The sequence below is a fragment of the Halomarina litorea genome, assembly GCF_024227715.1.
Taxonomy (GTDB): Archaea; Halobacteriota; Halobacteria; order Halobacteriales; family Haloarculaceae; genus Halomarina; species Halomarina litorea.
The window spans coordinates 2,604,375-2,617,905 of the sequence record NZ_CP100448.1 but is presented as its reverse complement, the minus strand read 5'-3'; the positions used below and the strand labels follow the sequence as shown (position 1 = coordinate 2,617,905).

The following is a 13,531-nucleotide window of genomic DNA, read 5'->3' as shown; positions in this document are numbered from 1 at the left end:
GCGGAGCGAGGCGATTCTCCTCGGGCGTGCCCGACGATGGCGAGCGTGAGCAGTGAGCGAATCGACCCCGTTCATTTCGCGATCCCCTCGTACTTGTAGTAGCGAAGCAGGCTCACGTTCAGCAGGTAGGTGTTCATCAGGTCGGCGGTGAGGCCGAACACGAGGATGATGCCCACCTCCGGGAGGAGGGGAATGCCGAAGACGAACGGCGAGGCGACGAACGTCATCACGGCCATCGCGGCGATTGAGGTGAGCGTCATCGTCACGCCCGTGCGCATGGCGCGGTAGGTGGAGTCGTAGAAGTCACCCGACCGCCGGAGGACGTGGTTGTTCAACAGGAGGTCCGAGTCGACGGAGTACCCGATGAGCATCAACAGCGCCGCCACCGTCCCGAGGCTGAGCTTGATGCCGAAGAGGTTCATCAGCGCGACGGGGATGACGATGTCCGAGAAGGCGCTGGCGACGACGGCGATACTCGGCACGAACGTCCGAAAGAGCAGGAAGACGAGGACGCTCATCCCGGCGAAGGCAACGGCGATACCGATGAGTGCCTGTTGCTGGGACTCCGAGGAGAACGTCGGCGAGCGCGACTGCTGGGCGAGTACCTCGTAGCCGGCGTCGTCCGCGGCGTTCGTTATCTCCCGCACCTCGCTGTTCTGCGTCGCCTGGAAAGTGACGATGTAGGAGTCGCCGGCCCGCTGGACCGACTCCACCTCGTAGGGGACGCGCTGGGTGAACGCCTCGCGAATCTCGGCGTCCGAGTCGTCCGTCGCGATCTGGAGCTCCGTGCCGCCGGTGAAGGCGATGCCCGGGGTCACGGGGGCACCGGTCAGGACGTACCACCCGGCGATGACCGCGAGTGCGACCGCCAGCACGGCCAGGGGGACGGCCACCAGTTGGCGGTTGGAGTACCGGGTGTAGTCGACAGTCGGTACCTCGAATCGAGTCATGTGCGTCGGTCTGGAGGGGCGTTGGATAAGCGTTCCTTTTCGGAGAAACGAGCCCGTCGCGTGCGGGTGAAAGCCGACCCTACTCGGCCGACGCCACGGAGACGTTCCGGTCGCCCTCGACGGTGACCTCGAACGACCCAATCTCGAAGACGACGCAGCCAGGCGCCCGCGGCGTGCCGTCGCCGCAGGGGGCGAACAGCGCTTCGAGTGCGTCGGGGTCGATCGCCTCGTACAGTCGTGGCCGGAGGGCCTCGGGTCGGCAGCCGTGTTCGGCGGCGAGGGCGCGAACGATCTCGATGGTGAGCGACCGCTGGTGTGTGTCGTGTCGTCGTGTGCCCGCGTCGTCGGTGCTCATCTTGATACCTGCCTCTCACCAGTGACTCGACAAGGCAGTTAGTCCTATACTCCGAAATATCTCGGGGTCGGGGTGGCTAGGTGTGTAGCCGTCGGGTCAGCCCTCGAGCAGCATCGAGAATAGTTTGCGCTCGGAGGCCCGGAGGTGCTTGTTGAACGTCGGCTGGGAGATGTCCAGCGAGTCGGCGACCTCCTGGCCGGTGCGGTCGCGGGGCCACTCGAAGAAGCCGCTGGCGTACGCCGTCCTGAGCACCTCGTGCTGGCGGTCGGTCAGCCGTTCGGAGATGCCCGAGCGCACGTCGCGGCGGGTCTGGGCGGACGACGAGCGGTTGCGCCGCGCGATGAGGTCCACCCCCGAATAGGTCGTCTGGACCGCCTCGACGAACTCCCGGACGTCCGCGTCCTGCGGGAGTTCGACGACGACGCGCGTCCCGGTGTCGTCGACGGCGATGGAGCGGGTGACGGCCCCGCAGTCGGTGAGCGTCTGGGTGATGGTGTCGCCCGAGAGGCGCATCTCGAAGCGCACCGCCTCGTCGTCCTCGGCGATGATGCCGACGTGTTCGACGCCGACGAACTCCTCTTCCAGCGCCTGCAGTTTCTCGGGGTCGGCGTCGACGCCGCTACAGAACACGAGCGCCGAGCCGCCGGACTCCTGGATGACGTCGTCGACCTCGAATCGACACTCGGCGGTCTCGGCGAGCGTCCGCAGGAACATGTCGTCGTCGTCGATGTGGAGTTCGATCTCGGCGACCCGGTCGGCGAGCATCGTCCGCCGCGTCTCGACGTTGTTGATGGCGTTGGCGATGGTCTGACCCAGTTCGCCGAGCACCGCGCGCGTCATCTCGTCGAAGGCGTCCTGCTTCGTCGCGTACACGGTGAGGACGCCGTAGAGGACGCTCCCGTGCAGGAGCGGCACCGCGAGCACCGAGAGGTAGTCGTTCGAGAGCGCGGTGCGCCGCCAGGGTTCGGCCTGGAAGCCGCTCGCGACCTCGCTGACGACGACCTGTTCGCGGACGGCGGCCGCCCGCGCGGCGGGCTCGGCGTGTTCCTCGCCCGGCGACAGGTCGACGGTGTCGAGGTAGCCCCGTTCGTCGCCGGCCCACGACCGGGGGGCGAGGCGCTCGCCGCCGTCCTCCAGCACGCCGGTCCACGCGAAGGCGAACTCGTCGGCCGTGACGAGTTTCTCGCAGACCGCCCGCTCGATCTCCTCGCGGGTGTCGGCTTGCACCAGCGCGCTGTCGATGGAGCGGATGATGTCGTTCGTGCGCTTGAGGCCGGTCAGCATCGCGTTCTGCTCGCGCAGTTCGCTGTCGCGCTGGCGAATCTCGTCCTCGCGCTCGACGCGGTCGAGTGCGGCCTCGGCGCTCGCGGCCAGCAGGTCGACGAGTTCGGTCAGCTGTGGGTCGAACTCGGCGATCTCGGTGGACTCGGCGAACAGCACGCCGTGTTCCCCGAGGGGGACGTACAGCCCGGAACGGAACGGCGTCTCCTCGTTGTACACGTCGTCCGTCTCGCGGATGTCGTCGTACGAGAGGAGTTCGCCGGCGACGAACGTCCGCCACGCGAGTGCGGGGTGCTGCGGGCCGACGGCGGGAAGGCCGCCGGTGAGTTCCGCCATCTCGTCGGACCAGGCGGCGGGTTCGAGTTGGCCGGCCTCGCCGTCGAAGAGGTAGACGCCGACGCCCTGCATGTCGAGGACGTCCTGTGCGGTGGCGACGATGAGGTCGCTGACGTCGTGTTTCGACTCGGCGTGCAGGAGGTCCCGCGTGGAGTCGTGGAGCGCGGTCAGGGTCTGCTCGTAGCGCTTCCGGTCCGTGATGTCGCGGACCACGCCGACGAACCCGTGGCTCCCGTCCTGTCGCTCGCGCATCGAGAAGCGCGTCTCGATGGGGAGCGTATCCCCGGTCTTCGTGGCGAGGTTGGTGTCGAGGCTGGCGACGTTGCTGCCCTCCTCGACCATCTGCTGGGACAGTTTCTCGACCATCTCGAAGACGTCGTCCTGTGCGAGCAGCGAGGAGTGCGACCCGATGAGTTCGTCGGCGTCGTAGCCCGTCTGGTTGGTGACGGCGTCGTTGACCCACTCGATGCGGAAGTTCGGGTCGAGCGCGTAGATGCCGTCGTCGATGGTGTCGAGGATGGTCTCGTAGCGTTCGAGTTCCCGGTGGCGCTGTTCGCGCGCGATGACGGGTTCGAGGATGCCGGCGACCCGCTGGAGGAGTTCGCGCTCGCTCGCGCCGAACTCCCGGCCGTCGGTCGTGTAGGCTGCGAGGACGCCCCAGGGGGTGCCCTCGACGTCGAGACCGACCGCGATACCGCCCGTGATGGAGCCGTCGCCGCCGTCGGCACAGACGAGGCCGTCGGCGAGCAGGGCGTTGTGCGCGAGGGAGTCGTCGTCGGTCAGCGCGTCGAGGTCACCCGCCCACCCGGTCTCCGCCCGCAGGACGAGACTGTCCTCGTCGACGCGGTGTTCGAACAGGCCACAGCGGTCGATGCCGAGCGTCGCCTCGATGAGCGCAGTCGACTCCTCGAACAGTCGGGAGAGGCCGACCCCCTCCAGTGCGGACTGGCGGAGATCCGCGATGGCCTCACGCCGGACGAGTCGGTCGTGGTCTCCCGCGTACGCGTCCACGACGGTTTGAAGCCGCCGGTCGAGTACCTCGGGAGACGCCGTCGGACTCACCACGTCGGTGGCACCCGCGGCGAGGGCGTCGGCGGCCGACTCCGGGGCGACCCGCGCGAGGATGGGTAAGTCCACCCCGCGTGCGCGCACCTCGTCGATGAACTCCAGCCCGGAGTCGTCACCGATTCGTTCGTCACACACGATACAGTCCAGTGGGGCCTCGGCCTCGACGTGGTCGAACGCCTCCTGGAAGTCGTCGACGGCCGTGACCGAGGTACTACTCCCCGTCTGGTCGCCTGCATCGCTCGTTACGTGAAGCATACGAACGAGTGATGCTGTCGTTTCTTTCTGTGCCCGACCCGAAATCATCGAGTAACCAGCATACCTGCGTCTAAATAAATTGTTCGACCGGGAATACCGGATATATGTACGATTGCTCTAAACATATCCAGTTTCATGACTGTTTCATTCACCAGTTTCAGAATATCTCTCGAAAAGGATTTAATAATGCAAACATTTACGTCCCCCTATTGCTACGATTTAGCTGGCATGGCACACGATCTGGTCGAGCCCACAACCAATCAGCGGACGCTCTTGGCAGAGCGTGAACCGACGGATCTCATCACCGAGATCACGACAGTCGAACTCCCCTCCGTCGTCGTCGACGTGGCGGGGGAGTACGAGCGTGTAATGGACGACCGCGACCGGTTCCTCTGGCAGTGGATCCACAAACTGTTCGACGCGTTCACCCTCTCGTCGGTCCCCGCCGCGGACCGAGGACACGTCAAGGAGATTAAGACGCTCTTTACAGTGTACATCACCACCCTCGACGACCTCATCGAGTCCCGACGGGACACGTCGACGTTCGACGAGGCGTGCCGTGTGGCGACGGCACCCCAGACCGTCGACCCGGACCGACCGGGTGTCGACGCGGACGTCCTCGAGTTCGTCCAGGACGTCTGGTCGCGCATCGAGGTCCGACTCAAGGGTGCCCCCCGCTACGACGAGTTCCGGAGCATCCTCCAGTACGACATCCGGCAGGGGTTCAACGCGATGGAGTACACCCGCCTCGTCAGCGACAACAAACACCTCGCGAACGGGACGGGAGCGCGCACGTACGGCGCGCACAACATGGTCCTGTTCTCGTACACCGACATCGACCTGATGTTCTCGCCGACGTTCGACCAGTCCGACCTGAGCGGCCTCCGCGACCTCACCTGGGACCTCCAGAAGATGGCGCGCATCGGCAACTGGGTCACGACGTGGGAGCGCGAACTCACCGAGGGCGACTACTCGGCGGGCGTCATCGTTCAGGCGCTTCAGGACGGTATCGTCGCGCCCGACGAACTCGACCCCGCGAACCAGGACCTGGACCGCGTCGCCCAGCGCATCAAGGAACGGGGCGTCGAGGAGGCGTTCCTCGCCGAGTGGGACCAGCGCCACGAGGAGGTCTCGAACCGCGACTACGGCGTCGACAGCGTTGACACCCAGCGGTTCATCGAGGGGATGGAGACGGTCATGGAGTATCACCTCGCCAGCCGCGGGATGAAGTAAGCGCCTTCTGAACTCTGCTCTTCGGACGCTACGGGAGATAGCGGACGCTCACGACGCCGTCGCGCGCGCGCACCTCGACGCGGTTCACCTCGTCCATCCGGGCGGCCCGGACGACGGTTGCCTCGTCGTCGAGGACGTCCGATACGGCGTCTTCCGTCTCCTCCGGCGGGACCGTGAGGACGTGTATCTCGCCTTTCCCCGCCCGCTCCTCCCGCGTCAGGTCGCCCACGTCCTGCCCGGCGGCGATGTCTCGCTCCTGTGTCGTCGGGGGTTCCTCGCTCCGTTCGATTCGGACGGTGCGTCGCGTCTCCACCTCGACGACCTGCCAGGTCACCTCGAGGGGCGGGTCCGGGGCGAGCGTCGCGCTGAGGACGTCCCCCTCCTCGACGCCGGGGTTCGACCCGAGCGTGTGGACCTGCCCGTCGTCGACGTCTTTCAACACGGCGCTGTCGCTCTCGGCGTGCGTGACGACGAACCGACCCTCCTTCTCCGAATCGCTCATGCGGCCCGGTAGGCGAGCGTTCCTCTTGCCCGTGTCGCTCTACCCCAGACGGCGATGCAGGAGGAACATCCCGACGGCGACGAGGACGGGCGGGACGACGCTCGCCAGCGACGGGAGCGCGTAGAGCAGGCCGACGACGGGCGCGAAGAGGCCCGTCGGGGTGCCGCGGTCGACCGTCTCGCCGTCCAGCGTGAACGCCGGAGGGATGGAGATGACCGCCCCCACGTACAGCGAGACGACGAACAGGAAGCCCATCGCGGCCATCGCGGCGTCGTAGCGCGGGTCGGCCCGCCCCGTGCGGTGCTGGCGGGCGACGAACAGCACCGGTCCCACCAGCGGACCGACGGCGAAGAAGCCGACGAGGACGAACAGTGTCCGGGAGAAGGTGAACGTCCCGCCGGTCGCCCCCGAGGTGTTCCCGAAGGCGACGACCAGCGCGAAGGTGAACAGCACCGCGACGAGGAGCGCCAGCAGCCCCCCGACGACGGCGTACAGGCGGAACAGGCGCGACTCGCTCTCGCGGTAGGCGTAGGGGAAGGCGCCGAACAGCCCGGAGTACGCCCGCTGCGTCTCGCTCATCGTCGGCGGTAGGGACTCGCGGCGATTAACGATGCCGGATTAGCTATACGGGAGGAGCCTGAGGCCCGAGTATGCGGGTCGACATTGGAAACGCACTGGACGTGGTGGCACAGCCCGGCGTCTCGCGGGCCTCGCTCGACGCCCTCGACGACCGGGTGGCCGAGGTACACGACCGAATCGAGCAGGGCATCGACGACCGGGAGTTCGGCTACGCCTCTCTCGCCCTCCCCGAGGACACCGACGCGGCCGCCATCCGCGAGGCGGCCGAATCGGCCGCCGACAGCGAGGCCGTCCTCACGGTCGGTATCGGCGGGAGCGCGCTCGGCGCCCGGACGCTCACCGCCGCCCTTGCCCCCGACGCCACGCACGGCGTCCTCGACAACGTCGACCCCGACGGCACCCGCCGTCTCCTCGATTCGCTCCCCCTCGATTCGACGGCCATCCACGTCGTCTCCCGCTCGGGCACCACCGCCGAGACGCTCGCCAATTTCCTCGTCGTCCGCGAGGCGTTCGAGGACGCCGGAGTGGACTGGACCGACCGGACCGTCGTCACCACCGGCGAGGACGGTCCCCTCCGGGCGCTCGCGGACGAACACGGCATGCCTGCGCTCGACGTACCGGAGGGGGTTCCGGGGCGGTTCTCCGCGCTCTCCTCGGTGGGGCTGGTTCCCGCCGCCATCTTCGGCGCGGATATCGAGGGACTGCTCGCCGGCGGCAGGGCTGGACGGAACTCGCTCGCCCCCTCGCTGTTCGACTCCCCCGCCTACGCCTACGGGGCCGTCTCCTACGCGCTCGAACAGCGCGGCGCGACGACCACCGTGATGTGTCCCTACGCCGAACGGCTGGACGCCTTCGGCGAGTGGTTCGCACAGCTCTGGGCCGAGTCGCTCGGCAAGGACGGCATGGGCCAGACGCCGGTGCGGGCGCTCGGCGCGACCGACCAGCACTCCCAACTTCAACTGTACCGCGCCGGCCGCCACGACAAGCAGGTGACGCTCGTGCGCCCCCGCGAACGCCCCGACTGCGCCATCCCCGAGACGGATGTCGAAGGTCTCTCCTATCTCGGCGGGTCGGACCTCGGGACGCTCCTCGACGCGGAGTTCGAGGCGACCGAGGCGAGCCTCGCCGCCGCGAACCAGCCGAACGTCCGCCTCGAACTCGACCGGGTGGACGCGAAGGGCGTCGGCGAACTCCTCTACGCGATGGAGGCCGCCTGCGTCCTCGCGGGCGAACTGATGGGCGTCGAGACGTTCACCCAGCCCGCCGTGGAGTGGGGCAAGCGCGCCGCCCGCGGGTTGCTCGGCGGCGGCGACTTCGAGGAGGCGGACGCAGTCGCCGACAAGGAGCGACTCGAAGTCGAGTGACGGCTCGCAAGACCTATTCGGCGCGCTCGTGTACCTACCCTCGATGAAGACTGCCACGAGGGGAGCGCGAGGATGAGCGAGCGGACCCTCCCGGGGAGCCAGTCTCGCATGCAGGAGCTCCTCGTCGCGGCGACCATCGCCATCGGCGCGTTCGCCGTCGGCAACGTCGTGTTGCTGCTCCTCGTCGGCCTGTTCGAACTGGGCGGCATCCAGATGTACGGCCGGCAGGACCGACTCGTCATCGTCGGGACGCTGGCGCTCCAGGGCATCGGCTTCGGCGGCGTCGCGCTGGCCTACCTCTACGAGTCCGACCGGGGCCGTGACCTCCTGCGGGTGGCCGTCCCCAGCGGCCGAACGCTCCTCGCTATCGCCGGGGGGTACGTCCTGCTCGTCGGGGCGTACCTCGCCATCAACGTCCTGTTCACCGTCCTCGACGTCCCGATGGCGTCGAGCGACATCGTCCAGACGGGCTTTCAGAACCCGGACCTCCTGCTGGTGCTCATCCCGCTGTCGATACTGCTCGTCGGTCCCGGCGAGGAACTGCTCTACCGCGGCGTGATACAGGGGCGACTCCGCGAGGCGGTGAGCCCCCGCTACGCCGTCGTGATGACCAGCGCGCTGTTCGCACCCATCCACGTCTTCGGGCTGAGCGGTCCCACCCTCGGCATCGTCGCCATGCTCGCGACGGTGTTCTTCCTCTCGCTGTTCCTCGGGGCGCTCTACGAGTACACGGGCAACCTCGTCGTCCCCGCCCTCGTCCACGGCCTCTACAACGCCACGCAGTTCGTCTTCGCGTACCTGCAGGCCACCGGGACGCTCGCGTGAGGCCCCGGGTTCGAGCGACCCCGAACCGCGTCGGTCCGACAGTGGTCTGACGGGTGTTTATGCCGTCGGCGAAGAAGTATCACGGTATGCGGCGGTACACCCTCCTCTGCGAGGAGTCGATGGCCCGGCGCGTCGAGGCGCTAGCCGACGAGTACGGCATGACGCAGGAGGCCGTCCTCCGGCAGTTGCTCGACGCGGGCCTCGACAGTCTCGAGTAGACTAGCGCATCCGGCTCAGGTCGCTCCCGCAGACCACACAGCGCCCCTCGTCGGTGTCGTAGACGCGTCCACAGCCCTCGCACTTGAAGCGCCACGAGCGCTCCTCGGAGATGCCCTCGCGGCCGATGGTCTCGACGGCCACGTCGAGGCTCCCGGCGACGTTCTGCATCGCGTAGTCGTCGGTGACGAGCGTCGCCCCCAGTTCGAGGGCGGCGGCGAGGAGGCGCACGTCCGTCTCCGAGAGCGTCCCCCGGTCGCCGGTGTTCGAGGCGACGCGTCGCACGCGGTCGATAGACTGTTCGTCGGGCACGTGGACGAGCATCCCCGACCCTTCGAGGGCGTCGAATCGGTAGCCGCTCTCGTCGTTCAGTTCCTCCCTGACGCGCGGGACCGACGCCGTCTCCTCGTTCGTCTCGTACCCCCGGATGAACGCCGAGGCGTCGAGGACGCGCATCAGCGACGGATGACGATGTGGTCTTTCACCGCCTGGACGCGATTGACGGGGACCATGTAGCGGCCGAACTCGTTCTTCGTGAAACTGGACTCACGGACGCCGTCCTCGGGGTCGACGACCAGGTCGTGGAGCTCCCCGGTCTTCAGGTCCATCGTGATGTTGTACAGTTGACCGAGTTTCGCCCCGTCCGACCCGATGACGTCCTTTCCCGAGAGGTTCTCCGCGAGTATCTCCGGCATACCCCACCTTCCGAGTGCGGTCACATAAAATCCGCGGGAGGGGAGCGCACGGCGCGCGGGGCCGCGTTCCGGGTCGAATTCGGGTCAACGTTGATACGCCGCCCGCACGCGGGAGCAGTATGGACAGACGGACCCTCCTCGCGCGGGCCGCGGCCCTCGGTGCCGTCGCGCTCGCGGGCTGTACCGGCGACGAACCGACGAACGGGACGACAGACGGTGCGTCGGGGACGACAGCAGCCACGGGGACCACGTCGACTGCCGCGACGACCGGGGCTCCGACGACGACGGAACCGACCGACGACCCGACGACCGGGTCCGCGACGCGGACCGACGACGGGGCGGGTGCCACGACGACGGAGGCCGATGCGCCGACCGACACGCCCGCGGAGACGCCGACCGAGACGCCGACGCCGACCCCCGACGACTCCCTGCAGGACGCGGTGACGGTCACGGTGGGTGCGAACGGCAGGGCGCGGTTCTCGCCGGAGTCGTTCACCCTCGCGCGCGGCGGCACCGTCACCTGGGAGTGGGAGGGTGGCGGGCACAACGTCGTCCCGGAGCGCCAGCCGAGCGGGGCGAACTGGGAGGGGACGGCGGGCGGGGAGTCGAGGACGCACTCGTCCGGACACACCTACGAGGCGACGTTCGACACGGCCGGCGAGTACGAGTACTACTGCAGTCCCCACCGGTCCATCGGGATGACCGGGTCGTTCACGGTCGAGTGAGCGTCGTCAGCCCCGTTCTGAAAGACTTAACCGCGGGGACGGATAGGTTGAGCTAAGGGGTTTTTTGTATGTCGGACACGGACACACCCACCGACCCGAACGCCGCGGGCGAACTCAGGACGCCCATCGTCGCGGTGCTCGGCCACGTGGACCACGGGAAGACGAGCCTCCTCGACAAGATTCGCGGTTCCACCGTGACGTCGGGCGAGGCGGGAGCTATCACACAACACATCGGGGCGACGGCCGTCCCCCTCGACGTCATCTCGGACATCGCGGGGAGCCTCGTCGACCCGACGGACTTCGACCTGCCGGGCCTGCTGTTCATCGACACGCCGGGCCACCACTCGTTCTCGACGCTCCGCTCCCGCGGGGGTGCGCTGGCCGACATCGCCGTCCTCGTCGTCGACGTCAACGACGGCTTCCAGCCCCAGACGCTGGAGGCCATCGACATCCTCAAGCGGACCCAGACGCCGTTCGTCGTCGCGGCGAACAAGATCGACACCACGCCCGGGTGGAACGCACAGGAGGGCGAACCCATCCAGCGGACCCTCGAAGCCCAGAGCGAGCGCGCCGAGACGAAACTCAACGAGAGCCTCTATCGCATCATCGGCGAGATGAGCGACAACGGCTTCTCCGCGGACATGTACTGGCGCGTCCAGAACTTCCGGAAGAACATCGGCGTCGTCCCGGTCAGCGCGCTGACCGGCGAGGGCGTCCCGGACCTGCTGACGGTCCTGATGGGCCTCTCCCAGCGCTACATGAAAGAGGAGATGGCCATCGACACCAGCGGTCCCGGCGCGGGGACGGTCCTCGAGGTCAAGGACGAACGCGGCTTCGGGACGACGCTGGACGTCGTGCTGTACGACGGGTCGCTCCAGACCGACGACACCATCGTCGTCGGCGCGAAGAACGACACCATCGTCACGGAGGTGCGTGCGCTGCTCCAGCCCCGGCCGCTGGAGGAGATTCGCACCGAGAAGCGCTTCGAGAAGGTCGACCGGGTGACGGCCGCGTCGGGTATCAAGATCGCCGCGCCGGACCTGGACGACGCGCTGGCGGGCGCGCCGGTCCGGGTCGTCCGCGACCGGCCCGTCGAGGACGTCGTCGAGGAGGTGGAGTCCGAACTCGCCGACCTCACCGTCGAGACGGCGGAGAACGGCGTCGTCGTGAAGGCCGACACGCTCGGCAGTCTGGAGGCCATCGCAAACGCGCTGGCGGAGGCCGAGGTGCCCATCGTCCGCGCCGAGGTGGGCGACGTGGCCCCCCGCGACGTCGCCGTCGCCTCGACGACCGACGACCCGAAGCACAAGGTCATCCTCGCGTTCAACGTCGACGTCCTGCCGGACGCCGAACAGGGGGCCAGCGACCGGGACATCGAACTGTTCGAGGACGACGTCATCTACCAGCTCGTCGAGGACTACGAGGAGTACGTCGAGGGCATCGAGCGCGCCCAGCAGGACGCCATCATGGACAACATCCGGCGGCCCGCGCGCTTTCGCATCCTCGAGGACCACGTCTTCCGCCAGAACAATCCCGCCGTCGTCGGCGTGGAGGTCATGTCGGGGACGCTGAAGCGCAACGTTCCCGTCGTGAAGTTCGAGGGCAACGACCCCAAGCGCGTCGGCACGCTCCAGACCCTCCAGAATCAGGGCGAGGACATCGACGAACTCCGTGCCGGCGAACGTGCCAGCGCCGCCATCGACGGCCCCACCGTGGGCCGCCAGATAGACGAGGGCGATGAACTCTGGGCGGAGATTCCCGAGAAACACGCGAAGATTCTGGAACAGGAGCTCAAAGAGGACATCCCCACCGACGAACGCGAGGCGCTGTCGATGTACCTCGACAAGCGCCGCAAGGTCGACCCGTTCTGGGGCAAGTGACCGGAGTGGTAATAACTATTAATTAGGTGACGCTCGTCACTCCGGGGTGCATGACCCGGAGCGACGCGTCGCTCGGCCTGTACGACCTGTTGCTCGTCGTGATGCCGGTGTCGCTCGCCCTCGGGGGATTCGCGAGTCTCGCGCTCTCGGTTTCCACCGCGACGGGGATGCTCGGGGGGTCCATCCCCGCCGGTGGGGCCGTCTGGTACGGCCTGTTCGTCGACCCGCCGGAGACGGACGCCACCTGACCCGCCCGCACTGTGGGAAGCTACTTGTCGGTTGACACCAGATGGCGTACGCAATGTCAGCAGCTGACGAACCACGGGCGGACGTACAGGCCGTGCTCGCGGCGATGGACGAACAGGGCGTCCCACCACTCAGCGCGCTGTCGGTCGGCGGTGCGCGCCGCCTCCTCGACGACCTGTTCACCTTCGACCCCGAACAGCTCCCTCCCGTCGGGCGGGTCCGCGACCTCTCGATTCCCGGCGGGGACGTCGGGACCGAACTCCCGGTGCGCGTCTACGAACCCGACGCCGACGGGCCGGCGCCGGTCGTGGTCTACTTCCACGGCGGGGGGTGGGTCGTCGGGAACCTCGACACCCACGACGCGACCTGTCGCACCCTCGCCGCCGAGTCGGGGTCCGTCGTCGTCAGCGTGGACTACCGCCTCGCGCCCGAACACCCCTTCCCCGCGCCGGTCGAGGACTGCTACGCCGCGCTGGAGTGGGTCGCGGAGAACGCCGCGGTGGTCGGCGGCGACCCCGGGCGACTCGCCGTCGCCGGCGACAGCGCGGGGGGCAACCTCGCGGCGGCTGTCGCCCTCCTCGCTCGGGACCGTGACGGGCCGTCGCTCGCCCACCAGGTCCTCGTCTACCCCGTCACCGACTTCGACCTCACCACCGACTCCTACGAGGAGAACGCCGAGGGCTACTTCCTCACGCGGGAGGACATGGCGTGGTTCTGGGACCACTACCTCGAGCGACCCGTCGACCGGAGCAACCCCTACGCCGCGCCGCTACAGGCGCGGGACCTCTCGAACCTCCCGCCGGCGACCGTCGTCACCGCCGGGTTCGACCCACTGCGCGACGAGGGGGTCGCCTACGCCGACCGGCTCGACGAGGCCGGCACGTCCGTCTCCCACCACCACTACGAGGGAGTCATCCACGGGTTCTTCGGGATGGTGGTCGAACCGGAACTCGAACCGGCTCACGACGCGGTGCGGGCGGTCTGTGCGGACCTGCACGACTCCTTCGGCTGACTGGGGCCC

General features: G+C 68.1%; 15 protein-coding genes. 8 read left to right on the top strand and 7 right to left on the bottom strand.

The features are described 5' to 3' along the window. Positions 1 to 71: 71 nt before the first annotated feature. The 3 genes from secF to NKG96_RS14485 form a co-directional block, all read right to left on the bottom strand. Positions 72 to 950 carry a protein translocase subunit SecF gene (secF, locus tag NKG96_RS14495; protein WP_254535774.1) on the bottom strand — a complete coding sequence of 293 codons (879 nt, stop codon included), beginning with the start codon at positions 948 to 950 and terminating at the stop codon, positions 72 to 74. Positions 951 to 1,029: 79 nt separating this feature from the next. Continuing rightward, on the bottom strand, positions 1,030 to 1,305 hold the full coding sequence (locus NKG96_RS14490) for a HalOD1 output domain-containing protein (protein ID WP_254535772.1): 276 nt from the start codon (positions 1,303 to 1,305) through the stop codon (positions 1,030 to 1,032). Between the two features lie 96 nt (positions 1,306 to 1,401). Next, a complete protein-coding gene (locus NKG96_RS14485; RefSeq protein ID WP_254535769.1) occupies positions 1,402 to 4,245 on the bottom strand; it encodes a bacterio-opsin activator domain-containing protein in 2,844 nt (947 codons plus the stop codon). Positions 4,246 to 4,473: 228 nt separating this feature from the next. Here NKG96_RS14485 and NKG96_RS14480 point away from each other — a divergent pair, with 228 nt between their 5' ends. Then, positions 4,474 to 5,478 carry a hypothetical protein gene (locus tag NKG96_RS14480; protein ID WP_254535767.1) on the top strand — a complete coding sequence of 335 codons (1,005 nt, stop codon included), beginning with the start codon at positions 4,474 to 4,476 and terminating at the stop codon, positions 5,476 to 5,478. Positions 5,479 to 5,506: 28 nt separating this feature from the next. On the opposite strand, the gene NKG96_RS14475 is transcribed toward NKG96_RS14480, so the two are convergent. Continuing rightward, complete coding sequence (locus tag NKG96_RS14475) at positions 5,507 to 5,980, bottom strand: DUF5812 family protein (RefSeq protein WP_254535765.1); 474 nt, start codon at positions 5,978 to 5,980, stop codon at positions 5,507 to 5,509. Positions 5,981 to 6,019: 39 nt separating this feature from the next. Then, positions 6,020 to 6,559, bottom strand: a complete 540-nt coding sequence (locus NKG96_RS14470; RefSeq protein WP_254535763.1) for a DUF8056 family protein — start codon at positions 6,557 to 6,559, stop codon at positions 6,020 to 6,022. A gap of 71 nt (positions 6,560 to 6,630) precedes the next feature. Here NKG96_RS14470 and NKG96_RS14465 point away from each other — a divergent pair, with 71 nt between their 5' ends. The 3 genes from NKG96_RS14465 to NKG96_RS14455 all read left to right on the top strand — a co-directional run bounded on the left by NKG96_RS14465 (position 6,631) and on the right by NKG96_RS14455 (position 8,966). Then, positions 6,631 to 7,923, top strand: coding sequence for a phosphoglucose isomerase-related protein (locus NKG96_RS14465; RefSeq protein WP_254535761.1), 1,293 nt, complete (start codon positions 6,631 to 6,633; stop codon positions 7,921 to 7,923). 72 nt (positions 7,924 to 7,995) lie between these two features. Then, positions 7,996 to 8,748: a CPBP family intramembrane glutamic endopeptidase gene (locus tag NKG96_RS14460; protein ID WP_254535759.1), complete on the top strand. Its 753-nt coding sequence runs from the start codon at positions 7,996 to 7,998 to the stop codon at positions 8,746 to 8,748. Positions 8,749 to 8,834: 86 nt separating this feature from the next. Then, complete coding sequence (locus NKG96_RS14455; protein WP_254535756.1) at positions 8,835 to 8,966, top strand: CopG family transcriptional regulator; 132 nt, start codon at positions 8,835 to 8,837, stop codon at positions 8,964 to 8,966. A 1-nt stretch (position 8,967) separates the two neighbouring features. Here the strand turns inward: NKG96_RS14455 and NKG96_RS14450 are convergent, their stop codons facing one another. Further along, positions 8,968 to 9,420, bottom strand: coding sequence for an NOB1 family endonuclease (locus NKG96_RS14450; RefSeq protein WP_254535754.1), 453 nt, complete (start codon positions 9,418 to 9,420; stop codon positions 8,968 to 8,970). Then, positions 9,420 to 9,659, bottom strand: coding sequence for a PRC-barrel domain-containing protein (locus tag NKG96_RS14445; RefSeq protein WP_254535752.1), 240 nt, complete (start codon positions 9,657 to 9,659; stop codon positions 9,420 to 9,422). The genes NKG96_RS14450 and NKG96_RS14445 overlap by 1 nt, the downstream gene beginning before the upstream one ends. Before the next feature lie 119 nt (positions 9,660 to 9,778). Between NKG96_RS14445 and NKG96_RS14440 the strand changes: the two genes are divergently transcribed. The 4 genes from NKG96_RS14440 to lipP1 all read left to right on the top strand — a co-directional run bounded on the left by NKG96_RS14440 (position 9,779) and on the right by lipP1 (position 13,522). Further along, the gene (locus tag NKG96_RS14440; protein WP_254535749.1) at positions 9,779 to 10,384 is read left to right on the top strand and encodes a plastocyanin/azurin family copper-binding protein; all 606 of its coding nucleotides are present in this window, start codon (positions 9,779 to 9,781) and stop codon (positions 10,382 to 10,384) included. Between the two features lie 68 nt (positions 10,385 to 10,452). Further along, entirely contained in the window at positions 10,453 to 12,264 is a 1,812-nt protein-coding gene (gene infB, locus NKG96_RS14435) for a translation initiation factor IF-2 (RefSeq protein WP_254535747.1), read from the top strand. 50 nt (positions 12,265 to 12,314) lie between these two features. Continuing rightward, positions 12,315 to 12,512, top strand: a complete 198-nt coding sequence (locus tag NKG96_RS14430) for a DUF8015 family protein (protein ID WP_254535745.1) — start codon at positions 12,315 to 12,317, stop codon at positions 12,510 to 12,512. Between the two features lie 53 nt (positions 12,513 to 12,565). Beyond that, entirely contained in the window at positions 12,566 to 13,522 is a 957-nt protein-coding gene (gene lipP1 / locus NKG96_RS14425; RefSeq protein WP_254535743.1) for a LipP1 family hormone-sensitive lipase, read from the top strand. The last annotated feature ends 9 nt before the right edge of the window (positions 13,523 to 13,531 follow it).

Excerpts from the sequence above, each read along its gene's own strand:
- secF (WP_254535774.1), bottom strand. The coding sequence starts at position 950 with ATGACTCGATTCGAGGTACCGACTGTCGACTACACCCGGTACTCCAAC.
- NKG96_RS14490 (WP_254535772.1), bottom strand. The coding sequence starts at position 1,305 with ATGAGCACCGACGACGCGGGCACACGACGACACGACACACACCAGCGG.
- NKG96_RS14485 (WP_254535769.1), bottom strand. The coding sequence starts at position 4,245 with ATGCTTCACGTAACGAGCGATGCAGGCGACCAGACGGGGAGTAGTACC.
- NKG96_RS14480 (WP_254535767.1), top strand. The coding sequence starts at position 4,474 with ATGGCACACGATCTGGTCGAGCCCACAACCAATCAGCGGACGCTCTTG.
- NKG96_RS14475 (WP_254535765.1), bottom strand. The coding sequence starts at position 5,980 with ATGAGCGATTCGGAGAAGGAGGGTCGGTTCGTCGTCACGCACGCCGAG.
- NKG96_RS14470 (WP_254535763.1), bottom strand. The coding sequence starts at position 6,559 with ATGAGCGAGACGCAGCGGGCGTACTCCGGGCTGTTCGGCGCCTTCCCC.
- NKG96_RS14465 (WP_254535761.1), top strand. The coding sequence starts at position 6,631 with ATGCGGGTCGACATTGGAAACGCACTGGACGTGGTGGCACAGCCCGGC.
- NKG96_RS14460 (WP_254535759.1), top strand. The coding sequence starts at position 7,996 with ATGAGCGAGCGGACCCTCCCGGGGAGCCAGTCTCGCATGCAGGAGCTC.
- NKG96_RS14455 (WP_254535756.1), top strand. The coding sequence starts at position 8,835 with ATGCGGCGGTACACCCTCCTCTGCGAGGAGTCGATGGCCCGGCGCGTC.
- NKG96_RS14450 (WP_254535754.1), bottom strand. The coding sequence starts at position 9,420 with ATGCGCGTCCTCGACGCCTCGGCGTTCATCCGGGGGTACGAGACGAAC.
- NKG96_RS14445 (WP_254535752.1), bottom strand. The coding sequence starts at position 9,659 with ATGCCGGAGATACTCGCGGAGAACCTCTCGGGAAAGGACGTCATCGGG.
- NKG96_RS14440 (WP_254535749.1), top strand. The coding sequence starts at position 9,779 with ATGGACAGACGGACCCTCCTCGCGCGGGCCGCGGCCCTCGGTGCCGTC.
- infB (WP_254535747.1), top strand. The coding sequence starts at position 10,453 with ATGTCGGACACGGACACACCCACCGACCCGAACGCCGCGGGCGAACTC.
- NKG96_RS14430 (WP_254535745.1), top strand. The coding sequence starts at position 12,315 with ATGACCCGGAGCGACGCGTCGCTCGGCCTGTACGACCTGTTGCTCGTC.
- lipP1 (WP_254535743.1), top strand. The coding sequence starts at position 12,566 with ATGTCAGCAGCTGACGAACCACGGGCGGACGTACAGGCCGTGCTCGCG.